Source organism: Acetivibrio cellulolyticus CD2, assembly GCF_000179595.2.
In the GTDB taxonomy this organism is placed as follows: Bacteria; Bacillota; Clostridia; order Acetivibrionales; family Acetivibrionaceae; genus Acetivibrio; species Acetivibrio cellulolyticus.
This window is the reverse complement of the sequence record NZ_JH556660.1, coordinates 1-22,932: the sequence shown is the minus strand read 5'-3', so window position 1 is coordinate 22,932 and position 22,932 is coordinate 1. Positions and strand designations below refer to the sequence as shown.

Below are 22,932 nucleotides of genomic sequence, written 5' to 3'. Positions count from 1 at the left end.
AGGTCGCACAGATAAATGTTTAGCTACATTAAGTAGTATAAACCTGTTATTCCGTTAACAGTAATCTGACAACGGTGCGTAGGTGGTAACACCTTGGGTTCTAAGCTGTTGTGACAATGCAACCCTTTCTCGAAAGAGAAGAACTGGAATCCGTGAGGAATCTGGAATTCTGCTAGCACTAAAGCGGTTAGGGAGCTAGGTTGTGGATGGTATGGTTAAATTAAATAAACTGCATATAAACGTCGTCAATGTCAAAAAGCTAAAAGTGCTGATAAGCTTTAACCAAAAGGTAAGTAGCTAAGTTAACTCCTTACGTGTTTGGGATTACACGGATGTACAGCTACCGGCGGAATCGCAGAACCTAACCCATCTGAAATATGTTATCTGTGTGAAACGTGGTAAGCCCAAATTTCTCCTGTCAATTGACAGGTAGGCAACCGCAAGGTGAACCGACGGGAATGTGGGTATGGGAGTGTCGAGGAAGCGAAGGCTATCTTGTAATGAGGTAGATAGGGATAAATATCCTGACGTGAAAGCGTGCAGACTTCGACATGGTGCTTGATTACGAGATAAATTGAAGAATTTCTGGAAGAAGGAAAGCAAATGAACGCAATAGCGTGTGCACCTACTGACAACCGAATATGTTGGTCTAAGATATTATGGGACAAATGTACAGAAGTTGTAAAGAAACTTCAAAAGCGTATCGTAAAGGCTCAAAAGGAAGGAAGATATAACAAGGTAAAATCCTTGCAATGGCTAATAACACATTCGTTTTATGCAAAGCTAATAGCAATAAAAAGAGTAACATCAAACAAAGGCAAGAATACCCCGGGAGTAGATAATATATTATGGGAAAGTGATAAGGACAAAGAGCAAGCAGTTAAACTTCTGAATAGAAGAGGATATAATGCACAGCCTTTGAGAAGGGTATATATACCAAAGAAAAACAGTAAAAAGAAAAGACCTTTAGGTATACCTGTAATGAAAGACAGGGCGATGCAGGCATTATATCTATTGGCATTAGATCCAGTTGCAGAGACAATATGTGATAATAATGCCTACGGATTCAGAATTGGAAGGTCAACTGCTGATGCAATTGAAGAATTATTTATTATCTTAAGTCAAAATAAATCAGCCCAATGGGTGTTAGAGGGCGATATTAAAGGATGTTTTGATAATATTTCACATGAATGGATGCTCAATAATATACCGATAGATAAAAGAATACTGGAGAAATGGCTAAAAGCAGGTATAATATTTGATGATGAATTCTATGATACAGAAGCTGGAACGCCGCAAGGCGGAATAATTTCGCCATGTTTATGTAATCTGGCTCTAAACGGCATTGAAGAAATTCTTTTATCCAAGTTCAAAGTAAGGCAGGTAAATTGGAAAAGATACCATCCAAAAGTACGGATAGTCAAATATGCTGATGACTTTGTAATAACAGGACACAGTAAAGAATTGCTTGAAGAAGAGGTAATGCCTATTCTAAAGGAATTTTTTGAAGAACGTGGTTTAGAACTATCAAAAGAAAAGACTTTAATAACTCATATAAATGATGGATTTGACTTTTTAGGTAAGAATGTACGAAAATACGGAGAAAAGCTTCTGATTAAACCCTCCAAACCAAACATAAAAGCCTTTCTGACAAGTATAAGAGAGACTATAGAAAAGCACAAAATGGTTAAACAGGAGGACTTAATAAGACTACTGAACCCTAAAATACAAGGATGGGCAAATCATCACAGACATAAAGTATCAAAGAAGGCATTTGGTCATGTTGATAATCAGATATTCCTTAAATTATGGCAGTGGTGTTGCAGGAGACATCCAAAGAAGGGCAAGAAGTGGATAAAGAATAGATACTTCCATAGTATAGAGACAAGAAACTGGGTATTTGCAGCAAAGACCGACAAAGGATTGGTAAAGTTAAAAAGAGCTTCTGATACTAAAATATTAAGGCATGTAAAGATAAGAAAAGAAGCAAACCCTTATGATACAGAATGGAAATCATATTTTGAAGAAAGGGAAGGTTACAAACTCTTTGAAAGTATGAGCGGAAGAAATGCCTTAAGAAGAATGTGGAACAGACAAAAAGGATTATGCCCAATATGTGGCGAAAGAGTAGTTGAAAAAGGGACGTGGAGAATGCATAAGGACGAGCAAGCAAACAAGAAATACATAGTGCATTCAAAATGTCATAATAGCCTACATGGTTATATACAAAACCCGATTGAGCTGGCTTACTCATAGAGTTGAGTAAGTTTACAAGTGCTTGAGCCGTGTGAGGGGAAACTTTCACGCACGGTTCTTAGGGGGGAAGGAGGCTGTAAAGTCTCTAACCTACCCGACTCTCTGAAATCCTTATGGAACTATGTACTAACTTAAAGTGATTGTTTAAAATGAGTTTAGTATTCATCAGTTTTAAAGTGTGAACTTAAGATTATTTATATAATGTAGCCTTAGGAGGGAAAGAAATGCTCAGACAAAACAGGTATAAATATGAGGATTTTGTTGTTTTAGCAGAGGATTTAATGTTATGCAAAAATGAAATCCTCGTATCAGAAAAGCACGATATTGCTATTGTTCTGGAGCCACAGCAAGTGGATATATACAATGAATTAAAGGATTTTATAATTGAAATAGTTAAAAATATTCCTTGGTTTGATAATGAAACTCAAGATTATTATGAGACTATAAGTGATGATACAGATTTCCCACATAGTTTAGCAGCCATATATTTTGAAGGTAATGAAGTGACATTGGATTATTGGAGCGAGGATGTTAATAATCAGTTTAGCATTATTTTTCAACTTGAAAATTCTGTTTGGTTATTAAAACGTTGGAATATTATGGACGTGCCTTCTGATTGGCGCAACGCAAAATAATACCTACTAATAAAAATAATCAGAAGTTATTTTACTTTGTATTCTCTATATATTCTGAACTTTGGATTGGTTTGGGATATTACTAATTTAAGCTCAGAAGTGACGGACTTCAGAGAACAATCCTTCTCCGTGAAGGCTACGATAGTAGGTGCATGAAGTATTTCTCTGGAGTAAATTCAGGTAGAAGGGCTCCGCCACATCCTCTCACGGGTGCAGTTGCACGCTAACGTGGGTCATCCTCACGGGACCGTTCGAGGACGTCGGAGACGGGAGACGTTCTCTGAAATGCGGCGGAAGGTTGCTACCACGGCCATCCATGGCCGCTAAGCAGAACTTTGGAGTAAGATTGTTAAGTTAATAAGATACGCTTTTAGACAAGGTTTTAATAAATTTTGTATCATATAGTACAAAGAAATTATATACCTTATTGAGGTGAAACATGGATAATAAGCCCCCAAAAGCTGAGAAGGTCGGTAATACAATTAAACGCATTCTAGGAGAGACTCTTGAAAAGAACGGATTTGAGAAAGTTTCAAATCTTGAATGGATAAGAATTGATAATAATAAAGAAAAAATTGAATTCGATAAATCACCTATTGCTGGAATTGTACGGGCATGTTTATATAAAAATTGGCAGCAACCTTTTTTAAGAGGAAAAGCTTACAATGATTATATGTCAAGAAACATTAAAAGTGAAGGTATATTTCGGAAATTTAATGGTGTAGCAGCTATTCAAATAGAGTACCTTGATTTAAATGGGAAAATAATTAGGGATTATTGTAACAAAGAAACTCAATTTTTTATTGATGATACGCAAGTTGATAAATCGGAATTTTATGAAGGTATAAAGATAGTTTTAGAAAAAAGTACAAATGATGTAAAGTTTATAACAAATATTTATGGTTTTAAGAATAATGAATATTGCGAAGTAGACGAGTTTCAAAAGCTAATGAGTAAATACAAAGAACTTGAAAAGGGTTACGAAGGTAGTTTAATAAGTGGAATAATGTCTGATAATTCTTATATGGAAGATGGCTTTACTTATAAAACACAAGAAGAACTTGAAAGTTATTTGCTAGAATGGAAAATGATTTTTGAAAAAAACGTTTTTGATTGGTTCGAAGAACCTTTAAAAATAAGCATAAACCAATGGAAGAAAAAAGGGATCAAGTTGAATAATGCTATTGTTTATAAGAATAGTGAGCAAAGACCAGTTCAGGTGTATCCCTTTGAAATTCTGTAATATAAATGATGTTATTTTTAGTGAATTGGTGTAAATTGCATAATCTACTTGATATTTAATAAAGGACATCAAGGAAGAATGTTATAAGGGCCCCGTCCGTGGGGCTCTGGCTTCGCGGGCCCGCCGCACATCAGAGAACAAGTCCATTTGCGTAAAGGGCAAAGCATGTAGAAATTTCTCTGGAGAAGGAGCATGAGGTCATCCTGCCCACACCGCCTCACCGGGCTAAAGCCGCCAAGGAGTATTCCTTGCGGGTCCGGTTCGGACGGCGTCGCAAATGGCAAGACGTTAGCTGACATACCCCTTATGGGTCGCTCTTTGGAGATGAATTTTAAGAGAAGAGAAATATTTGTGATTTTGAAGGTGAATTATGGATATATTTATGAAAATAAAACAGTTCCTAAAAAGTAGTCAAGAAAAATCATCAAACCAAATCGAGAAATATGTGCCAAGCATAGAAGTAAAAAATATTCTTGATACTGAGTTTAGTAGTAATATGGATTATAAACAAAGAGATAAATTATTAGGAATAAATATTGATTGGGAAAGTAAAGAGGGAAAAAAAGGGGCTATAAGATTTAAGATTCTTGATGTAAAAACGCTTGAAAATCTTTTGCTTCAGAGATTTATTGATCCAGAGGATTACCAGAATGAAGCACCAAATGTTAGAAAAATTTTTGAGTTTATGTGTAAGTATCCTCAAGTTATTGCCTTTGGATATGCAGTTAGCCCGAAAAGGAAAGATTATAGAGTTTCAATTGAAGGAATATACGTTCCTAAAGAAAAAGTAACTTTACAACTTAAAGAAGATTTTGTTAAGTTTTGTCAAAGTGCTGATGAATTGCTAACTGAAGATAAGCTATACGCATGGTGGGATTGAATAGCTGATTTTTGGAGAAAAAGGGGTACATCAGCTAACAAGTCCATTTGCGTAAAGGGCAAAGCATGCAGAAGAATCTCTGGAGTAGGAGCATGAGGTCATCCTGCCCGCATCGCTTCATCGGGTGCAAGCACCGCCTCTGGAGAAGGGCTTTGTAAGTCCGATTCATCGACGCCGCAAATGGCGAGACGTTCTCTGGAAATGCGGCGGATAGCGTGCCCATCCATGGGCACGATTTGAGAAAGCCGGGCTTTGAAGATTTGATATTTGTACAACAGCTTAGAAATTTTATTTACAAAGAAGGGATATGCAAATGAGCATTTTTGATATTTTTAAAAAGAAAAAAACAGAAGATAAAAGTATGCCAAATAGTAATATGGATATCGAATGGGTAAAGAATGGATGGTCTGTAGCAACTAAATTACTATCAACTTTGAGACCTGACATAATTCCTTGTGTTTCAAAAGTTCCGACAATGGTATTTGAGGATAAATTCATTATTTATTATGCAAAAGACCCAACAAAAGTACCTCAAGAGGAGTATTGGATAATAAATGGAGCTTTTCCTCCTGCATTAATAGATGCAGCAAAAACAGAGAATGAAAGAGATGCCATAAAGATATTTGGCCAGATATATCAACACGATGGACAGGTTATTCAAGGTAAAATTACCGGAGATTTTAAACTTCCTCTTTTTACTATAGAAAAATCAAAAGAGGATAAGAACTTTGGTGTTTTTTTAGAAAACATAGGAAACTATCTTTGCAGCATGGAGAAATCATTTCCTTGGAAGGAATATGGAATAAATGGCAAAGTTTTTTCAGTGGAATAATAAAAAAATTGGCTAATGTAGAGGAAAGAGATTATTTAAGTGCAGCATCCGTGCTGCTCTGGCTTCGCGGGTCCACCGCACATCAGAGAACAAGTCCATTTGCGTAAAGGGCAAAGCATGTAGAAAATTCTCTGGAGAAGGAGCATGAGGTCATCCTGCCAGCATCGATTCATCGGGAACAAGTTCCGCCTACGAAGTAGGGCTCTGTAAGTCCGATTCATCGACGCCGCAAATGGCAAGACGATATTCGAAATCCTTGCAAATGGATCAAACAGATTGCTATTTTGGAATAAATAACATAAAATTAACAATAGTGGTACAGTGTGACAGAGTATAGTTTTGTCTCCGGTCATCCGTGACCTGGGTCAAGATAAAAGAGGCTTTGAGGTCTTTTGCATACTGACGGCTTACATCCGTGTAAGCCTATGAAAAAAGGGTGAATAAAAAGTGTCGTTGAAGCAGGTCAAAATCTACGGCCATCCATGGCCTGGGTAGGGGCAGAGAAGTTTTGACCGAGGAAGAAATGAGAAAAAATATACTTCGGTGCCCGAGCAAAAAGAAATGCGATAAGATAACTTTTAAGTCGACTGCCTTCCGTGGCAGTCTTGAGCAGGGAGAAGAATTTCACCCGTCCATCCATGGACTAGGTCGCTCTAAGTAAATTGAACGATAGTGGCAAAAGATAAATTTAGTGATAATCGAAAGTTTTGAATAAGGCGGATGACATCCGTGTCATCCTAGAGTATAGGGCACAAGGACTCCGCATATCAACACATGTGCGTAAAGGTACTGATAGAAATTCATGAAGAATTGCTTCGTGGGTCATTCCACGTAGAAGAACCGTACCACACCGCTTCACCGGCCGCACAGCGGCACTTACGGGTTATCCTCTGGGGTCCGGTTCAGACGGTGTCGCACATGTACACGTTGGACGAAATGCCTCTGAATATAAAGAGGCTCTGGAGTTTTTGCCACAGTTATTGATAAATACCAATAAAATAACTTATAATATAATTATAGGTACTAAGAATTTGAGGTGATGATTATGGTGGAAAGTATACATGAAATAAATACAAAGTTTAATGGTGAATGGGTTTTTTTAATCAATTGTAGTGTTGATGAGGATGGCAATTTAGTAGAAGGTGAAGTTGTACTGCATAGTAAAAGCAGGGATGAAATATTTAGAAATATGAATAAATATAAAGATAGTCCTTCTATGGTGTCTATAAGATATGCAGGGAAAATACCAGAAGGAGTTAATGTGCTTTTATGAACAAGATAAAATTTGATTTTACTTCGAATTTGATGATGATAAATGTATATTTATGGAATATCAGAATGGCTAAGTTTGAAAATATGTTAATTACTTATGATACAGGTGCTTCAAATACGGTCATCTCAAAAGATATTCTTTTTTTATTGGGATATAATTTTGAAGGTATAGAAAAGACAAGGATAATTACAGCAAGTGGTGTTGAATATGTTGAGCCTATCATATTGGAGAAGTTTAAGATTGGAAATTATGTTTTAGATGATGTACAGGTATATGCACATACATTTCCGGAAGCTAGTTTTTCATTAGGAGTTTTAGGTCTTAATGTTATTAGGCAATTTGATACTTCAATACTTTTTAGTAAAGGTGAAATTATTCTTAGCAAAATTTAAGATTGTTTGGGAATAACTTCGGAGCCTTCATTTTTTAAGGGGCACATCGTCCAACAATCCATCTTGGTAAAAGCTCCGATAGCAGGAGCAAGCAGTGATTCTTTGGAGAAAATTCATGAAGCAGTGCTCCGCTACATCCTCTCACGGGTGCGGTTGCACGGCTCACGAAGTCATCCCTACGAAGACCGTTCGAGGACGTCCAAGATGGGAGACGATCTTCGAAATGTGGGGAAAACGGCACATCCATGTGCCGATTAGATAGAAGGGCTTTGAAGAATATTTTTTTAGGTTTACACTTTGACGGAGGATATTTTAATGAATTACATTAATAGGGTTTTTACAGTTGCACTATTAATTGCTCTGACGGTTTGTGGGATTGGTACGTTTTTGCCTTTCCACAATGGATTTTATTTTATGAATAGGGAACTATACAATTATTTGTTTCTGATTGTTTTAGTGAATTTTTTATTTGTTTTTTTTAAAAAGTACACAGTGTTGTATAAGGTTGCATCGTTATGTCTATCAGTATTTATGGTATTATTAGATAGTAGAATGAATTATATTTCTAGGGTAAATATTTTTCCATTGTTTATTAGTGGGATATTTGCAATTGCTTTTATTGTCTTATTATTAGTAAGAGCAAATTGGAATAAAGTATTCATAGTTAATTGCATATTTATTTTTATATTTCTTAATTGGCTCGGATTATCTTACGTAAATCCTTTATCTTCATATTTACCTTCTCTAAGTGGAATGATTATAACAAATATAAATGGATTGTTTGAATTAAGAGGAGTAGGTTATTTTATTTCGAATATTGGAGTTATTAGTGCTATTGTATTTGAGTTAATATTTACTATATTGAATAGAACAAATATAAAAAGAGCTGAGCAAATTATTTAAGATGTAAGTTTAAGGCCACAGCATCCGTGCTGTTCTTGCTTCGCGGGTCCCCACACATCGAAGATCAATGCATGGCTGTAAAGGTGCGGATTAGAATAGCATGAAGTAAAGCCTCTGGAGAAGGAGCATGTAGCAAGCCGCACCACACCGTTTCACCGGGCAGACAAGCTGCCACTCACGGGTCTTTCTAATGGGTCCGGTTCAAACGGCGTCAGCCATGCTGAACGATATATGGAATTCCCTGCGTTCCGACGCGTCCTGCGTCGGGTTTAATAGGGTTAAACGCTGGAGAAAATTGAGTGAGGTTAAATATGAAAGATAGAAGATTTCTGACTGGAGTACTTACTGGATTATTATTGTCAATTGCAGTAGTAGCTATATACATATTATTTTTTACAATAAATCCTATGAAAGCAAAGGAAATTGATATAAACCAGTACAAAGAAGTTTTAAATAACTACACTCCTGAAAATGCGGTTATTTCTGCAGATTCAGCAAAAAATATTGGTTTGGCATACTTGGATGATATATATGGAAAAGAATACTTCACTTGGTCAAGTGTTGAATATGATAAAAAAAGTGAAATTTGGATAGTGAAAAGACAAGGATTTATAATTAACCCTCTAAAAGTCGTTGCTATTGATGGAAAGACTGGTAAGTTAATTTCAGCTATTGGATATAAGAATTAAAGTATAATTGTGTAATTGATAATGGGAATTTCTTTAGAAAAATTGTGCTTAACTAAGAAATTACTTTTATTTGAGGCTCGGACGTCCTGTCCTCGTCTGGCGTTGCGGGGCAGGGAACTCCACATATCAAAGCGTATTCGCAAGGGTGCGGTAGAGAAAGGACATGAAGCAGGGCTCTGTAAGTCATCCCATGTAGTATGCCGCACCGCAGCTCTTCACCGGCGCAAGCGCACCGAAGAAGAATGTCTTTGCGGGTCCGGTTCAGAGCCGCCGTATACGCCGGACGATATAGGCTGCGAGCCGCCGCGTCCTGCGGCGGGTTGTGAGAAGGTCTTTGGAGAAATTTTAAAAGTGTAGATTTTCACAGGGGGTAGTGATTTGGAGAATTATGAATTATTTTTAAAAGAACTTAAAGATAAGATTAATGCTTTACCTGAGGATAATACAAAAAGGCAAGAACTTTTATCAATATATAATGGAGAAATTGAAGATTTGCTTCAATTTTTAAATAAGCCTTTGGATGAAGAGTGTGAGATAAGTGAAGAACTTATGTTAGCAGATTACATAGAGTTTAAAGATGATTATAATAAAAATGGATATTACACATTTAAAAAGTTTATTGATGACAGAACCATTATTGCTGAGGTTAAAGCTAAAAAGGTACGATGGTGGGGGAAAAAGATTCATGTTGAAATTAAAAAGGTTTTTAAAGGCCAAATTCAAAAAAACTAAAATTCGGAGTGCGGTTGAATTGGCCATCATGTGTAACATTTAAATCAGGAAAAGAATATTTACTTTTTTTTTATGAATCTCCGAAGGCTGATTTTGTTATGTTTGCAAGAATAAATAGGATGCTAATAGTTGATGAAGATAATGAAAAGTTCATAATTTGTGATGATTGCGAACCGGAATTTTGGGGTAATATGGAAAATGAAGTATTGCTTAAAGATTTAGGTTCAGGCACTTGTAAAGTTCGCTATAATGATGTAGTAAACCAAATTATGGGTGTATCGAATTATTTTACATAGAAAATTTTATTTGAATAGTTATCTATAGAGTACCTTAGAGTTATTATTGAGGCTCGGACGTCCTGTCCTCGTCTGGCTCCGCGGGACAGCCTACAACATCTAACAACAGATTCACACAAGGGCTCGTGAGAAAGAGCATGAAGCACTTCTCTGGAGTTTGAACATGGAGAAGGACTCGCCACATTCCTTCACCGACGCAGTTCGCCGCGTTGCGGCATAAGTTCGGCATAGCAACCCGAACGAAAAGCAAGCCAGTCTAAACGACTGAACTGTTCTGACAAATTCAAGGGTGGAATTCCCTTGCAGTGTAGAGTCAATACCGTTAGAACCGCAGCGGTTGCGGGAGGTATCACTAGAGCTAATACTCCCCTATGCCTGGGACATCTGTCAATGAAACAGGTATAAAGTGGGGTGAAGTCGTAGCCTGAATCACCTAAACCAAGGCAACTTGGCATGGTTTAATAGATGGAGCGGGCTTCCTAAAGGCATGGTGAAGAACATAAACCTGTTATGATGCCTCGTTAGCGAAGGCTGGTGAAAGCCAAGATTTTCAGGAGTTAAGTATAATATTCGCGTCTTAATATACTTGCCGGAGTATGAAATGACTTTGGAAGATGTCAAGGAACTGTGACTCAAATGATATCAAACTCCTCGGGGTATAGCAGGCACCTAAACTTTCAACAAAAAGGATAGTCAGAATGGAACACGGGAAGTCATACCTTTTGAGTCTGACAGGACGATGAAAAATGGATATGACGGCAGAGGTGTCGTAGTTTGAGGTTGGGAAAGCCAGCTACATGGCGAAGGGCACTAGACAGGCAAATAAATTAGATCTTTAAAGTGAAGCTTTAACTCTCTGAAATATGAGTAGTGCATCATAGGAAACTATGCATTTAAAGCACAGCTTCACGAGCGAGGCAGAACTTAAAGAAAAACTTGATTTTATCTATAGTCAAAGCAAGAAAGGTAAATGCTTTCATGGAATAATGGAAGTTGCATTCAATGAAGTGACAATCACAACAGCAATTCACAACATTAAAGCTAATAAGGGAGCAAAAACTCCTGGTGTTGACAATAATAAAATAGACAAGTATCTTCAAATGAAAAAAGATGAATTAATACGACTTATACAAAAACAAGTACTAAACTACAAACCAAGACCAGTAAAGCGCATATACATCAAAAAGAGCAATGGAAAACTAAGACCATTAGGGATTCCAACAATTTTGGAAAGAATAATTCAGGAATGTATCAAAATAGTAATAGAACCAATAGTAGAAGCAAAATTCTTCCCAAACAGCTATGGATTTAGACCATACAGAGCAACAAAACATGCAGTAATGGACGTAGTAAGCAAAGTAAATGTAAACTCAAAAGTCAAACCAACATACATAATTGAAGGAGATATAAAATCCTTCTTCGACAACATAAATCATAGAATACTACTCAAAAAGCTCTGGAAAATGGGTGTACATGATAAAAGAATATTGGCAATCCTAAAGAAGATGCTTGATGCAGGATACCTAGAAGAAAATTCATTTTACGCTACAGAAATGGGAACTGTACAAGGTGGAGTGATCTCACCATTACTTGCAAACGTATACTTAAATGATTTCGATTGGACTGTAGGAAAAATGTATCAATACCCTGAGCGTTCCTGCAAAAGAATAACAGATGACAGGACAAGACTAAGGAACAGAGGAATTATACCTAAATATCTTGTCCGTTATGCTGATGATTGGACACTTCAAACAACAACAGAATCAGAAGCCAACAGGATTTTGAAATATCTTAATAAATATTTCAAACATAAATTAAAACTAGAGCTCTCAAGTGAAAAGACAGTCATCACTAACATAGCCGAAAAAGCAATTAAATTTCTTGGGTTCATGATTAAAGCAGAAAAAGCAAGAAGTACACCAAAGAATCCAAGACCTACAAATATAGTAGGAAAAGCATTTTCAGATATGGATAGAGTAAAGACAAAAACAAAAGAGATTCTAAAAGAGATAAGACAACTGAAACATATGGGAGGCAAACAAAGAAAAGCTGCGCAAATTGAAAAGATTAATTCAATGATAGTAGGAGTAGCAGAATACAATAAAACATTCATATGCAGCAAAGCGTTTAATTACATAGACTATAGGGTTAGAGAGACATCACACTATACATTTAAATACATGTACCAAAAACATCACAAGAAATATAGAGTACTGCTTGAAGAGCTAACCAATAGACCTCAAAGGCATAAAGGATACAAGTCTAGAACATATGCAATAAGAATTGGAGAAATGAACATAGGAATAACCAAAGCATTTATAACACATAGTCAATGGATTAAACGCCCATATAATCAGCAAACAACGCCATACACAGAGGAAGGGAGAGATCTTTATTTGAGGCAAACAAATAAGAAACTTCCTTTAAACAGACCACCATTATATGATAACGAAGAACTGGCACAATGTAAAGAAGATAAATTAAACTTTGAATTTTACATGAACAGAGAATATGCGTATAATAGAGATGGTGGTAAATGTAAAATATGTGGAGAAAAACTTGTTGAATCCAATCGGCATTGTCATTGGATAAATGAAAATGAACCAACGAATAAAATTAACAAGGTTGCAAATTTGGCATGGTTCTGTAAAAGATGTGACGGATATGTTCATAGTGAAGACATACCAAAAGGCATAGACAATAGTAAAATCAAGAAAATTCGAAAGTACAGGTCAAAGCTTGAACTAAAGATTTAATTTGCACGACACATGTTGTGAGACAGTGAAGTGTTGAAAGCCGATAGAGGCAAGTAAGTTTGTTTGTTGGAAAGCCGGATGAATCGAAAGGTTCCGGTCCGGTTTGGAGGAGGGGAAAAGGTCGAGATCACTTCAAAGCCTTACCTATTCCTATAGCACACCGAAGAAGAAAGGCTTTGCGGGTCCGGTTCAGAGCCGCCGCATACGCAAAACGATCTCCGACATATCCTGATTTTTTCGCCATCCATGGCGAGAGTTTTTTAGGGTAAGGCTTTGGAGTGATTGAAAGTCATAATAAAAAGCTGTTACTAAAATGGAGGTGGCCTAATGAAAAAAATTACATGGATGATGTTTATACTAAGCAGTAGTATTATTTTTTTACTAAATTTTACTGCTTGCACACAACAAGCTGAAAAAGATGATATTATTGGTATAACTGAGGAAAATGACCCTACTGAGTATCTTGAATCTAAAGGATATATATTGTTGACAGATATTAAAAAAGTTGATTCAAAAACAATCTCAAAAGATGACCTTAAAGGTTCATTTATCAATGGATTGAAATGGAGTGTTCAAAGTTTTACCCCTGAAAAGATTATCGGCAAAAATGTAGAGTATTATTGTGTAGATGTAAAAAATCATCCTTTAGATAAGTACCTTGAGCACGAGGATGAAAGCATAAAAGTAACAATAATGAAAACTGATGATAAAATAATTGGAGGATACTCCAGTATTAATTTTAAAGAGATTAGGTATGGAGCTAATATTTATTCTATAGACGGAAGAACATTAGAAGAATTCACAGGATTAGATTTCCAAACGTGGCGTGAGAGTTGGGACAGAAAATATAAGTGATTTAAATTCCATATATAAAAAAGAAACTGCTTAAGGTTATATTAAGGAATTCCCGTCCGTGGGAATTTCTGAATTACGGGACAGGATACGACGGAGATCAATGCATGGCTGTAAAGGCGCGGAATAGTGAGATCATGGAGTAAGACCTCTGGAGAAGGAGCATGGAGTGTGCCGCACCACACCGTCTCACCGGGCACGTAGTGCCGCTTACGGGTCTTTCTTACGGGTCCGGTTTGAACGGCGTCAGCCATGCCGACGTTCTCTGCAATCATGGCATGTCGCTAAAGTGGACAAAGTATATTTTTATTGAGAGATATTCACAATTATGATACTGTATTATTATAAAGGTTTCTAGGGAGTTGATATTATGAATTGGAAAGATGTTCGGAATAAGTATATAAATACATGGATTCTTTTTGAAGCAATTGAAGCACATTCAGAGGATGGAAAAAGGATTGTAGAGCGAATTTCTGTTATTGATTCTTTTGATGAGAGTAAGGATGCTCTAGTTTCATATAAAGAAATAAAGAAAAAGAATCCAGAAAGAGAATTGTATGTCGCTAATACCAAAAAAGAAAGCCTGGAAATTTTAGAAAGAAAATGGTTAGGTATAAGAAGATGAAAGAAAAAATAACATTGGTTGATAATCTTCCATTTATCCAAGTATCAATAAGTCATCAAGGAAGAAATAAAATAATAGACAATGTACTTATTGATACTGGATCAGGTAGTACAATTTTTAAAGTAGATATCTTAGAGGATATTGGCATTAAGCCTGAGGATGATGATGTGATAGCAACTATTTCAGGTGTTGGTGGTTCAGAGTTTGTCTTTGTTAAAGTAATTGATTGTATTAAAGTCGGTGATTTGAAAGTGACTGGATTTAAAATTGATCTTGGTATTATGGACTACGGTTTTGAGATAAATGGTATTATTGGTATGGATTTTCTTACAAGAATTTTTTCGCATATTGATTTAGAAGACTTTTTCCTCCTAGGTCGTTAAGAATGGAATAATTAAATGGATACTTTTCTTACGAAAAGTTTAGATTTAATGCCATGACAGCAGAGAACAAATCCATTTGCGTAAAGGGCAAAGCATGTAGCGTGACGTTGAAGCAGGGCACGAGGTCATCCTGCCCAAATCCATTCGTTGGGGGCATAGCCCCGCCAAGTAGAAGGGCATCGAGGGTCCAACTCATGGACTTTGCAAATGTAAAACGTTAGTTGCAAGAGCACGCGTTTTCTTAAGTTGAAGCTTTGTAGTAGTTTTTATAAAGCATTTTCTCGAGGGATAATTTGTGGTATAATTTGATATGTAGATATATTTATGAGAAGAGGGATTTTTTATGAGCATTATTAAAGATGAAGCAAAGAAGATGATTGATAGTTTACCAGAGCAGGCAACATGGGATGATATAATGTATCAATTTTATGTAAAGAAGAAAATTGCTGCTTCATTAAAGGCTGCTGAAGAAGGAAATGTTCTTTCTCATGATGATGTTAAAAAGAGGTTATTAATGAAATGAATATTCGATGGACACAACCAGCAGTTTTAGACTTAGAGAGTATAAGAGATTATATTGCTAGAGATTCTGAGTACTATGCAAGTGAGTTTGTAGGAAGAATACTTGATGCAGTTGAAAAACTATATATGTTACCAAGTATGGGAAGAAAAGTACCGGAAGCATATGATGATAACATAAGGGAAATTATATTTTATAATTATCGAATTATATACATGATTGAAAGAGCGGATAGTATTCTTGTTTTAGCAGTGATTCATGCAGCAAGAGATTTAAATAGTATTAATCCATGTCCTTGGGAAGTTACTTAATTTTTTCAAGGGCATTTTTATTTAGAAAGGCTTCGCGGGGCGTGCTCCAACAACTAACAATAGGTATGTGTAAAAGTGCGGGCAGGTAAAGCACGGAGAAGATCTCTGAGGTCATCCCATGTAGAATGCCGCACCACAGTCCTTCATCGGGAACAAGTTCCGCCTACGAAGAAGAGCTTCGCGGGTCCGATTCAGGACCGTCACATACCTGAGACGTTAGTGCGCCAAGCAAAACTTGGCATCAGCTTGCAGGGTGGAAGTCCCTGTTGGGAAGACCTAGCCAGTCACCCATATCGAGTGTTGCATCGAAACTGGTAACAGTTAGATGAAGCGTACACAGAGAACCATATAGGCCAAGAGGAAGACCGCACTCCCTGAAGAATATTCAGCTCCGTAAACGCCAAAAATGCAGATGGCGACATGTTTAACGTCATGGAAGCCAACACAGAGGAATCATAAATGGCGAGATTCCCGAGGGTCTGCCGGAGTCAGAGCACGTGGCATGTATGGAGAGAGATGTCAGGAACTTGGGAGGTCCTAAGGCTCCTGTCGAGAAAGACAGGTAGGCATATCCAATCGAAAAAGAGGAATGCTAATGCTGAAAGGAATTCGGATTAACTCATAGTACTCTGAGAGTGGGAGAGCCACTTACATGGGGAAGGGGTTAACAATTACACGGCAGCCGGCAAAGGAACATTGTCCGGACAGGAGGATCGGGTAAACAATGCAAACCTCACTGCTGGGAATAGCGCAGAAAGCAAAACAGAATAAGAAATACAAATTTGGGAACTTGTATGAGCTCATAGATAAATATGCATTATTGCAAGCATGGAGACAGATAAACAAAGGTGCAGCATCTGGAGTTGATAGGGAAAGGGCAAAAGAGTTCAAGAAGAACATAGAAACTAATCTTGAGGAAATGCTAGAAGAGCTGAAAACTAAGAAATATAAAGCAAGGTTAGTTAAAAGAGTTTTCATACCAAAAGGAAAAGATGGAAAAAGGCCATTGGGATTACCTGTTTTACGTGATAAAATAATACAAAGAGCAGCAGCGAATATACTAGAAGCAATCTATGAGCAGGACTTTATTGAAGACAGTTATGGCTATAGGAAAGGCAAAAATGCACATCAAGCCATAAATGCAATTAAGGAAGAAATAAGTGGGAAGTATAATCATGTAGTGGAAGCAGACATCAAAGGTTTCTTCAATAACATAAATCATGAATGGTTAGTAAGAATGCTCGAGGAAAGAATAAAGGATAAACAATTCATAAGACTAATAAAGAAATGGCTGAAGGCAGGAATACTAAACGCAGATGGAAGTATTGAGAAGCCGGATAGAGGATGTCCTCAAGGATCAGTAATAAGCCCAATATTAGCGAATATATATCTACACTATGTATTAGACCTGTGGTTTGAGAAAGCAATAAAGCCAAAGTGTGGAGCGGAGGCGTATCATTGCAGGTCAGCGGATGATTTTATCTTTGGATTCAGATATAAAGACGATGCTTTATATCTAATGAGAAAGTTAGGTGGACGACTAGAAAAGTTCGGATTGGAATTAGCGAAAGAGAAAACAGGGATGGTAGTATTTTCGAGATTCAAAAAACATTAAATACAAAATTCAGTTTTCTAGGATTTGATTTCAGATGGACAGTATCAAAGAATGGGAAAGACTACATATCAATGGAAACAAACCCAAAAAGGATGACAAAGTCGCTAAAGGAATTCAAAGAATGGTGTAAAAAGAACAGAAATAAAAGGATCAGAACAGTAGTAGATATGGTAAATAAAAAGCTGATGGGATATTTCAACTATTATGCCATAGAAGGTAACAGCAGTAAAATACATAAGTTTTACTACATAGCAACAGGTATACTATACAAATGGCTAAATAGGCGTAGTCAAAGGAAAAGTTTTAACTTTGAGGAATTTAAAAAGAAGATGGAGCACTACGGGTTAATAAAATCCAAAATACAGAAAAGTCCATACAAACAATTAAGTATTGAAGATTACAGTTTTGTTTGATTACGGAAGCGAGTGTAGTTGAAGAGCCCGGTGCGGTAATCCCGCACGCCGGGATCTGTGCGGGGGTTGTTAGGTAACTGGCAGCTACTACCGTGACTACGCCATTATTATTAAAGTAAGGTGCATATTGATAGCGTTTTTTATTTTTTATTTGTGGTATTAAAAATAAGACGGTTGATGTATTATAATATTGATAATAGAGAATTGGAGGGATTAATATGAAGTGGAACGATGTAAGAAATAATTATCCTGAAAAATTTGTTTTATTTGAGATAATGGAATCTGCAAAAGTTGGAGATAAAGAAGTTGTTGATGATATAAAAGTAATTGAAGTATACGATAATGGTAAAGATGCTAGGAATGCTTTTATTAAAAAGAAACCAAATCAATTTGTTTATAGTACAAAAAATGAAAGAGTAGAAATAGAAATAGTTAAATATGTTGGCATTAGGAGGAATGTGTAATAATGGTTAATTTAACATTTAAAGTAAGCGTAAAATACAACCCGTCTACAATTACTACTCCTTCTGTTGTAAAATCTTATTATTAAGTCTGCAGGATTCAGGCAAATCATCCGACCAAGGCATTAAGGAATCCAGCACACTCTGATCTTTGACATCTACATTTGGAAGCGTTTCCAGCAAATAAGTCAGATATTCAAAAGGCTTAAGATTATTTGCTCTGGAAGTTTCAATAATACTGTAAATCATTGCACTTGAGGTAGCTCCGCTTGGAGTATTGCAAAACAGGAAGTTTTTACGTGATATAACAAATCCTTTTATACTCCGTTCCGAAATGTTATTATCGCAATAAAGTCTACCATCAAGTAAGTAATTATTAAGCTTATCCCATTGGTTCAAACAATAATTAACAGCTTTACCAGTGGCACTCTTAGGTGTAATTCGAGGTCTTTGCTGCTTGAGCCATTTGTAAAACTCATCCAATATAGGCTTGCTTTTTTTGAGTCTGCCTTCATATCTTTCGTCTGGGCTCGCATCTTCAAGCTCATGCTCAATACTATAAAGTCTGTTGCAAAATTGAAGTCCTTCTTTTGCAACACACGGTTTATCTTTAACCTCTTTTGGCAATGACTTTAAAGCCTCGTCCCACTTTCTCCGAAAATGAGCAAGACATGCTACATTAATTATATCCTGTAGCCCTTCATAAGACTGGTAACCGTCAGTACAAAGGTAACCTTTAAAACCCTCCAAAAATTTTTGAGGGTGCTTTCGGGCACGTGTTGTTTGATATTCAAATAGTACTATTGCAGGACCATCCCTGCCTGTTCGGTAAAGCCACATATATGACTCTGAATTTGCAGCTCTTCCGGGTTCATGCAAAACTTGCAATCCAGTTTCATCAGCATGTATTATGTCTCGCTGCAATAGAAGCTGGTGCATTCGTTCAAATATTATCGACAGCCATCTGGTTGAAGCTAAAACCAGCCAATTCGCCATAGTTTGGCGGGATATTTCAATATCTATTTGCTTCCAGTACGTTTCTTGCCTGTATAATGTTACTCCAAACATGTACTTTTGTGTCATTACATGAGCTATAGTAGCTGCTGAAGCTATGCTACCCGGAAGTGTACGCTTCGGCATCTGAGCCGTTATTACTGGAGTGGTTATTTCATTTTTTTCACATTCACCACACGCATACACTGAACGCCTATGTTCGATCACTCTCACTTGAGGAGGAATTATTTCAATTTCTTTTGTGATCTCTACACTCATCTCGTGCATATCTCCGCCGCAAACATCGCAAACCTGCTCTTCTTTAAGCAATTTGTGTTCAACAACTTCTACAGGAAGACCTTTTAGCATTTCCTCCCTGTGTCCTTTTTGTTTTTTCTTTCGTTCATATGTAATTTCTTCAACTGTAGGCTCTGGAACAACAGGTCTGACAGCATCCAGAATCTCAGCTTCATTGAAAATACTTTGCTGATCAGGTATAGTCTTTTCACTTGAACGACCATAACGCTTGTGCTGCTCAAGACGAAATCTTTCCTCAAACCAATAAAGCTTAGCCAAAAGCTCCGCTTTTTCATTTTCCAAAAACGCTATTTTATCTTGTAATTCAGAAATTTTATTTTGATCGGTTGAAACAGCTTGATTTATCGTGTTTTTCATGGGTTTATTATATCGAAATTTTATCAAAAAAGCCATAGGAAAACCAAATATTTTTTGATTAAATTTCTCTATATCACCACGTTTGAAGCTGCTTTCCGGTGTGCTTGTTTTTGCTCAATTGAAAGTCCAGTTAATAACCAATAGAGTTCCCTAGTACCCACCTGAATTGTCTCTTTAGAGTTATCTGAAGGCCATTTAAACGTTCCCTTTTCAAGTCGTCGGAAGTATAGCCAAAATCCGTTATGATCCCAATGTAATATTTTTATCATTGTCCTGTTTTTATTGCAAAACACAAAAAGATTCGATGAAAATGGGTCGAGAGAAAAACATTGCTGAACTATTGCTGCCAAACCGTCGATAGAGCGTCTCATATCAGTACTTCCAATAGCAAGATATACTTTTTCTGTTCCACTTATGCTCAACATATTGCCTCCAAGGATTTAACTATAGTTTGCAAAAGTCTTTCGTCATATCCGTTCTCAATTTCAATTATAGCTTTACCTATTCTTATGTTGAGTTTTGATGTCATCATTGGTTCAAACTGAATTGGCATCCAGTTTGTTTTGTTAATTTCTTCCTTGTTTTGATTATCTCTTCTATATTTTCTATATTGGAAATTGAATGCTTTGATTTTCAACCCCTTTTCCCTACACCACTGAGCCTGGGTTTTTCCGCTTTTTTCGAATTCTCTAATTAACTTTTCCCATTCTTTATATAACATAAGACGCCTCCTGGTTTTTGGTGTATTATCTCATGCTAACAAATTGATTAACAGATGGGTTGTATTGTACGCTTACGTTTCAATTAACCATGCCTCTCAGATACCCGCACCATTATTATGCCATGCCTTTCGGTTTAGGCTCTTCAGGTTACGACTTCACTACACTTTATACCCCTTAAACTGGCAGGTTTAAGACGCATAGTAGAGGATTAGTACTTGCCACATCTCCCACTTATCAGGTGGTATTAGCGATGTTAACTCTAGGCAGCAAGGGGAGTTTCACCACTTGAATTCGACGAAACAGTTTGGTACAATTTCTATATTAAATTGCCCGAAGGCTTTATACCCGCTTGTTACACGGGGGTTATAGCCCAACAAGGCGTACACACGGATGTGGTGGCCCCGAAGAAACCTTTGCGAATAAAATAACATTCAATTTACCAACCCAAAACCAATAAGCCACTAATCTTTATACTTAAAACCTACAAATAAATCTAAAATTCATCTAAAATATATACATCAGTCACATTATCATAGAATCTCCTTGCTAAATGCTAAACCATGAAAACCCAAGCCAAATAAAAACACAAAAATTCCTATTACAATTCCCCATATCTTATCGTTTTTAGATACTGCATATGCAATTGTACGATGACACAAACATATCTACATGAAAATAACTAAGATATAAGATACTTTACCACTATAGGACACAAAGATATCAACATAATCCTTGAAGCCAATTTTCACAAAGTTTTGGCCATATTGCTACCGTAGGTTCATCCTCGCCTAATCCTAAACCATGGGGACCTTTGGAGAATATATGTAAATCAAATGGTAGATTTAGCTCATTTAGAGCTTGAGCAAAAAGTAAGTTTTGGCGCTGAAAATTCCAGTGATCGGTCGCTGTAACCCATAGAAAAGTCGGTGGTGTTTTCGCAGTAACATGTTTATGATTTGAAGTAAAGTCTATAAGTTCATCCACTGTAATATCTTTTGTTAATAGAGAATCTGGCGGCAATTTTTCCTTAGAAAAGGGGGATGTCTCAGCATAACATAAAATCATCGTATTAAGTTTAGAACTCGTTTGATCAATCGGATCGTTAAAATCTGGTTCTCCTAAAAGCATCGACATAATTTGTGCATTTCGACTTTCCGGCTCTATAATTCCATTATCATAATGAGTTCCTATAAAAGCTGTTAGATAACCACCAGCTGAAAATCCTATCATGCCAATTCGTTCCGGATCAATATTTAATTCTAGGGCATGATAACGAATATACCTAACCGCTCGTACTGTATCTTTAGTTGAAGTAAATGGGGTATAAGGAGCAACCCGATAATTTAAAACAAAAGCATTTATTCCTATTTGATTTAGCCATTTTGCAATTGGTTCTCCTTCACCAGACGCTCTAAATTGAAATGATCCGCCTGGACAGACAATAATTGCTGGGCGGAGTTTCTCTCCTTTTAATAAATAAGGTGTCAGAGTAGGTAACCCTTCGTTATTCAAGTCCCCAATAGAAGAGACTAAGTCGGCATCAGGAACATTTTTTTCCCAAAGTTTTATATCTTTTAATCCCATCGATATTACCCTCCCATTTTAATCTGCGGCCCAGATGGTTGCACATTTTTGCGGTATGTCATATCACTACTTCCGATACGTGAATGTTCGTGGTCTTAGATAAAACAATAGATAATACAATAATTGCTATAAAAACTTCTATCAGAATAATTATAAACCTCAATCTTTGACATGAATATCCCCCTATTTTAGTTTTTATATTTTAGTTATTTGCGAAATGCTATAACGCTTGAATTTACTGCATTTCAAATTGATATTTTTATTGTTTTCCCCCTCTGCTTCTAGTAAAATATAGGTATCTAATCCAATTTTAAACAAGAGAAGGGGAAAACAAATGGTAAAACTTTATAAACAAATTTCTTTTGCTGACACATTCGAAGAATGTAAAGATGTTTTTCAAAATAATAAGCCAAAATTTCTTAAGCTACTCTCACAACATCTTGATTTATCTTCGCTTATACCACAGGATTTTTATTGGTCTTACCACAAAACTCTAGGGAGAGACCGTAAATATTCACTCTCTTCAATGCTTTCAGCATTAGTTCTGCAGAAAATTCTTGGCATTCCTACAGTTTCGCTACTCATTATTTTTCTTAATTTATGCCATGAAGCCCGTGAATTCTGTGGCCTTCCAGACGTCCCTCATAACTCTCAGTTTACACGGTTCAAACAAGATTTCGTTATTTACCTGGAAAACTTCTTTAACCACCTTGTAGATATTACAGAACCTATTTGCCAGGAAATTAACACTACTCTTGCATCCACTATCGCTTATGATACTTCAGGTATTGAAACCTTTGTAACTGAGAATAACCCAAAGTTCATAAATTCTATCATAAAAAAACTCAAGGCTTTCTACAAGGACAAGCCTGATGTCGATGTATATAAAAT

General features: G+C 36.5%; 25 protein-coding genes. 21 read left to right on the top strand and 4 right to left on the bottom strand.

The window, feature by feature from the left end; translation table 11 throughout:
* Nucleotides 1–603: 603 nt before the first annotated feature.
* The 20 genes from ltrA (ACECE_RS0226085) (at nucleotide 604) to ACECE_RS0225985 (ending at nucleotide 18,070) form a co-directional block, all read left to right on the top strand.
* Entirely contained in the window at nucleotides 604–2,256 is a 1,653-nt protein-coding gene (ltrA, locus tag ACECE_RS0226085) for a group II intron reverse transcriptase/maturase (protein ID WP_010252860.1), read from the top strand.
* Between the two features lie 224 nt (nucleotides 2,257–2,480).
* On the top strand, nucleotides 2,481–2,891 hold the full coding sequence (locus ACECE_RS0226080) for a hypothetical protein (protein ID WP_010252858.1): 411 nt from the start codon (nucleotides 2,481–2,483) through the stop codon (nucleotides 2,889–2,891).
* 439 nt (nucleotides 2,892–3,330) lie between these two features.
* Complete coding sequence (locus tag ACECE_RS0226075; protein ID WP_010252857.1) at nucleotides 3,331–4,134, top strand: hypothetical protein; 804 nt, start codon at nucleotides 3,331–3,333, stop codon at nucleotides 4,132–4,134.
* 370 nt (nucleotides 4,135–4,504) lie between these two features.
* Nucleotides 4,505–5,014, top strand: a complete 510-nt coding sequence (locus ACECE_RS0226065) for a hypothetical protein (protein ID WP_010252852.1) — start codon at nucleotides 4,505–4,507, stop codon at nucleotides 5,012–5,014.
* 313 nt (nucleotides 5,015–5,327) lie between these two features.
* A complete protein-coding gene (locus tag ACECE_RS0226060; RefSeq protein WP_010252850.1) occupies nucleotides 5,328–5,846 on the top strand; it encodes a DUF4826 family protein in 519 nt (172 codons plus the stop codon).
* A gap of 1,045 nt (nucleotides 5,847–6,891) precedes the next feature.
* Nucleotides 6,892–7,119, top strand: coding sequence for a hypothetical protein (locus ACECE_RS0226055; protein ID WP_010252848.1), 228 nt, complete (start codon nucleotides 6,892–6,894; stop codon nucleotides 7,117–7,119).
* Nucleotides 7,116–7,511, top strand: a complete 396-nt coding sequence (locus ACECE_RS0226050) for a retropepsin-like aspartic protease (protein ID WP_010252846.1) — start codon at nucleotides 7,116–7,118, stop codon at nucleotides 7,509–7,511. Before ACECE_RS0226055 ends, ACECE_RS0226050 begins: the two co-directional genes overlap by 4 nt.
* 315 nt (nucleotides 7,512–7,826) lie before the next feature.
* Nucleotides 7,827–8,414: a hypothetical protein gene (locus tag ACECE_RS0226045; RefSeq protein ID WP_010252844.1), complete on the top strand. Its 588-nt coding sequence runs from the start codon at nucleotides 7,827–7,829 to the stop codon at nucleotides 8,412–8,414.
* A 311-nt stretch (nucleotides 8,415–8,725) separates the two neighbouring features.
* The gene (locus ACECE_RS0226040; RefSeq protein ID WP_010252842.1) at nucleotides 8,726–9,103 is read left to right on the top strand and encodes a hypothetical protein; all 378 of its coding nucleotides are present in this window, start codon (nucleotides 8,726–8,728) and stop codon (nucleotides 9,101–9,103) included.
* Between the two features lie 378 nt (nucleotides 9,104–9,481).
* The gene (locus tag ACECE_RS0226035) at nucleotides 9,482–9,835 is read left to right on the top strand and encodes a hypothetical protein (RefSeq protein WP_010252840.1); all 354 of its coding nucleotides are present in this window, start codon (nucleotides 9,482–9,484) and stop codon (nucleotides 9,833–9,835) included.
* A 98-nt stretch (nucleotides 9,836–9,933) separates the two neighbouring features.
* Nucleotides 9,934–10,131: a hypothetical protein gene (locus tag ACECE_RS0226030; RefSeq protein ID WP_162862636.1), complete on the top strand. Its 198-nt coding sequence runs from the start codon at nucleotides 9,934–9,936 to the stop codon at nucleotides 10,129–10,131.
* Nucleotides 10,132–11,117: 986 nt separating this feature from the next.
* Nucleotides 11,118–12,887 carry a group II intron reverse transcriptase/maturase gene (ltrA, locus tag ACECE_RS0226025; RefSeq protein WP_328285614.1) on the top strand — a complete coding sequence of 590 codons (1,770 nt, stop codon included), beginning with the start codon at nucleotides 11,118–11,120 and terminating at the stop codon, nucleotides 12,885–12,887.
* 327 nt (nucleotides 12,888–13,214) lie between these two features.
* Entirely contained in the window at nucleotides 13,215–13,742 is a 528-nt protein-coding gene (locus ACECE_RS29890; protein ID WP_010252836.1) for a hypothetical protein, read from the top strand.
* 367 nt (nucleotides 13,743–14,109) lie between these two features.
* Nucleotides 14,110–14,364, top strand: coding sequence for a hypothetical protein (locus ACECE_RS0226010; protein WP_010252835.1), 255 nt, complete (start codon nucleotides 14,110–14,112; stop codon nucleotides 14,362–14,364).
* Nucleotides 14,361–14,747, top strand: coding sequence for a retropepsin-like aspartic protease (locus ACECE_RS0226005; RefSeq protein ID WP_010252832.1), 387 nt, complete (start codon nucleotides 14,361–14,363; stop codon nucleotides 14,745–14,747). Before ACECE_RS0226010 ends, ACECE_RS0226005 begins: the two co-directional genes overlap by 4 nt.
* 343 nt (nucleotides 14,748–15,090) lie before the next feature.
* Nucleotides 15,091–15,270 carry a hypothetical protein gene (locus ACECE_RS0226000; RefSeq protein WP_010252830.1) on the top strand — a complete coding sequence of 60 codons (180 nt, stop codon included), beginning with the start codon at nucleotides 15,091–15,093 and terminating at the stop codon, nucleotides 15,268–15,270.
* A complete protein-coding gene (locus tag ACECE_RS0225995; protein ID WP_010252828.1) occupies nucleotides 15,267–15,578 on the top strand; it encodes a type II toxin-antitoxin system RelE/ParE family toxin in 312 nt (103 codons plus the stop codon). The genes ACECE_RS0226000 and ACECE_RS0225995 overlap by 4 nt, the downstream gene beginning before the upstream one ends.
* Before the next feature lie 724 nt (nucleotides 15,579–16,302).
* Complete coding sequence (locus ACECE_RS28860; protein ID WP_010252825.1) at nucleotides 16,303–17,193, top strand: RNA-directed DNA polymerase; 891 nt, start codon at nucleotides 16,303–16,305, stop codon at nucleotides 17,191–17,193.
* Between the two features lie 92 nt (nucleotides 17,194–17,285).
* Complete coding sequence (locus tag ACECE_RS32020) at nucleotides 17,286–17,606, top strand: group II intron maturase-specific domain-containing protein (protein WP_456049052.1); 321 nt, start codon at nucleotides 17,286–17,288, stop codon at nucleotides 17,604–17,606.
* A 218-nt stretch (nucleotides 17,607–17,824) separates the two neighbouring features.
* Nucleotides 17,825–18,070 (top strand): hypothetical protein, encoded by a 246-nt coding sequence (locus tag ACECE_RS0225985; RefSeq protein ID WP_010252822.1) that lies wholly within the window; start codon nucleotides 17,825–17,827, stop codon nucleotides 18,068–18,070.
* Between the two features lie 54 nt (nucleotides 18,071–18,124).
* Here the strand turns inward: ACECE_RS0225985 and tnpC are convergent, their stop codons facing one another.
* The 4 genes from tnpC to ACECE_RS0225965 form a co-directional block, all read right to left on the bottom strand.
* A complete protein-coding gene (gene tnpC, locus ACECE_RS0225980; RefSeq protein ID WP_010252820.1) occupies nucleotides 18,125–19,735 on the bottom strand; it encodes an IS66 family transposase in 1,611 nt (536 codons plus the stop codon).
* 68 nt (nucleotides 19,736–19,803) lie between these two features.
* Complete coding sequence (tnpB, locus tag ACECE_RS0225975) at nucleotides 19,804–20,160, bottom strand: IS66 family insertion sequence element accessory protein TnpB (RefSeq protein ID WP_026073830.1); 357 nt, start codon at nucleotides 20,158–20,160, stop codon at nucleotides 19,804–19,806.
* Nucleotides 20,154–20,456 carry an IS66 family insertion sequence element accessory protein TnpA gene (gene tnpA / locus ACECE_RS0225970; RefSeq protein ID WP_010245199.1) on the bottom strand — a complete coding sequence of 101 codons (303 nt, stop codon included), beginning with the start codon at nucleotides 20,454–20,456 and terminating at the stop codon, nucleotides 20,154–20,156. Before tnpA ends, tnpB begins: the two co-directional genes overlap by 7 nt.
* 721 nt (nucleotides 20,457–21,177) lie before the next feature.
* Entirely contained in the window at nucleotides 21,178–22,041 is an 864-nt protein-coding gene (locus ACECE_RS0225965; RefSeq protein WP_010252818.1) for an alpha/beta hydrolase, read from the bottom strand.
* A gap of 334 nt (nucleotides 22,042–22,375) precedes the next feature.
* Here ACECE_RS0225965 and ACECE_RS0225960 point away from each other — a divergent pair.
* Nucleotides 22,376–22,932, top strand: a 557-nt coding sequence (locus ACECE_RS0225960; protein ID WP_010252816.1) for a transposase, incomplete at its 3' end; no start/stop codon positions are given.

Excerpts from the sequence above, each read along its gene's own strand:
- ltrA (WP_010252860.1), top strand. The coding sequence starts at position 604 with ATGAACGCAATAGCGTGTGCACCTACTGACAACCGAATATGTTGGTCT.
- ACECE_RS0226080 (WP_010252858.1), top strand. The coding sequence starts at position 2,481 with ATGCTCAGACAAAACAGGTATAAATATGAGGATTTTGTTGTTTTAGCA.
- ACECE_RS0226075 (WP_010252857.1), top strand. The coding sequence starts at position 3,331 with ATGGATAATAAGCCCCCAAAAGCTGAGAAGGTCGGTAATACAATTAAA.
- ACECE_RS0226065 (WP_010252852.1), top strand. The coding sequence starts at position 4,505 with ATGGATATATTTATGAAAATAAAACAGTTCCTAAAAAGTAGTCAAGAA.
- ACECE_RS0226060 (WP_010252850.1), top strand. The coding sequence starts at position 5,328 with ATGAGCATTTTTGATATTTTTAAAAAGAAAAAAACAGAAGATAAAAGT.
- ACECE_RS0226055 (WP_010252848.1), top strand. The coding sequence starts at position 6,892 with ATGGTGGAAAGTATACATGAAATAAATACAAAGTTTAATGGTGAATGG.
- ACECE_RS0226050 (WP_010252846.1), top strand. The coding sequence starts at position 7,116 with ATGAACAAGATAAAATTTGATTTTACTTCGAATTTGATGATGATAAAT.
- ACECE_RS0226045 (WP_010252844.1), top strand. The coding sequence starts at position 7,827 with ATGAATTACATTAATAGGGTTTTTACAGTTGCACTATTAATTGCTCTG.
- ACECE_RS0226040 (WP_010252842.1), top strand. The coding sequence starts at position 8,726 with ATGAAAGATAGAAGATTTCTGACTGGAGTACTTACTGGATTATTATTG.
- ACECE_RS0226030 (WP_162862636.1), top strand. The coding sequence starts at position 9,934 with ATGTTTGCAAGAATAAATAGGATGCTAATAGTTGATGAAGATAATGAA.
- ltrA (WP_328285614.1), top strand. The coding sequence starts at position 11,118 with ATGGAAGTTGCATTCAATGAAGTGACAATCACAACAGCAATTCACAAC.
- ACECE_RS29890 (WP_010252836.1), top strand. The coding sequence starts at position 13,215 with ATGAAAAAAATTACATGGATGATGTTTATACTAAGCAGTAGTATTATT.
- ACECE_RS0226010 (WP_010252835.1), top strand. The coding sequence starts at position 14,110 with ATGAATTGGAAAGATGTTCGGAATAAGTATATAAATACATGGATTCTT.
- ACECE_RS0226005 (WP_010252832.1), top strand. The coding sequence starts at position 14,361 with ATGAAAGAAAAAATAACATTGGTTGATAATCTTCCATTTATCCAAGTA.
- ACECE_RS0226000 (WP_010252830.1), top strand. The coding sequence starts at position 15,091 with ATGAGCATTATTAAAGATGAAGCAAAGAAGATGATTGATAGTTTACCA.
- ACECE_RS0225995 (WP_010252828.1), top strand. The coding sequence starts at position 15,267 with ATGAATATTCGATGGACACAACCAGCAGTTTTAGACTTAGAGAGTATA.
- ACECE_RS28860 (WP_010252825.1), top strand. The coding sequence starts at position 16,303 with ATGCAAACCTCACTGCTGGGAATAGCGCAGAAAGCAAAACAGAATAAG.
- ACECE_RS32020 (WP_456049052.1), top strand. The coding sequence starts at position 17,286 with ATGACAAAGTCGCTAAAGGAATTCAAAGAATGGTGTAAAAAGAACAGA.
- ACECE_RS0225985 (WP_010252822.1), top strand. The coding sequence starts at position 17,825 with ATGAAGTGGAACGATGTAAGAAATAATTATCCTGAAAAATTTGTTTTA.
- tnpC (WP_010252820.1), bottom strand. The coding sequence starts at position 19,735 with ATGAAAAACACGATAAATCAAGCTGTTTCAACCGATCAAAATAAAATT.
- tnpB (WP_026073830.1), bottom strand. The coding sequence starts at position 20,160 with ATGTTGAGCATAAGTGGAACAGAAAAAGTATATCTTGCTATTGGAAGT.
- tnpA (WP_010245199.1), bottom strand. The coding sequence starts at position 20,456 with ATGTTATATAAAGAATGGGAAAAGTTAATTAGAGAATTCGAAAAAAGC.
- ACECE_RS0225965 (WP_010252818.1), bottom strand. The coding sequence starts at position 22,041 with ATGGGATTAAAAGATATAAAACTTTGGGAAAAAAATGTTCCTGATGCC.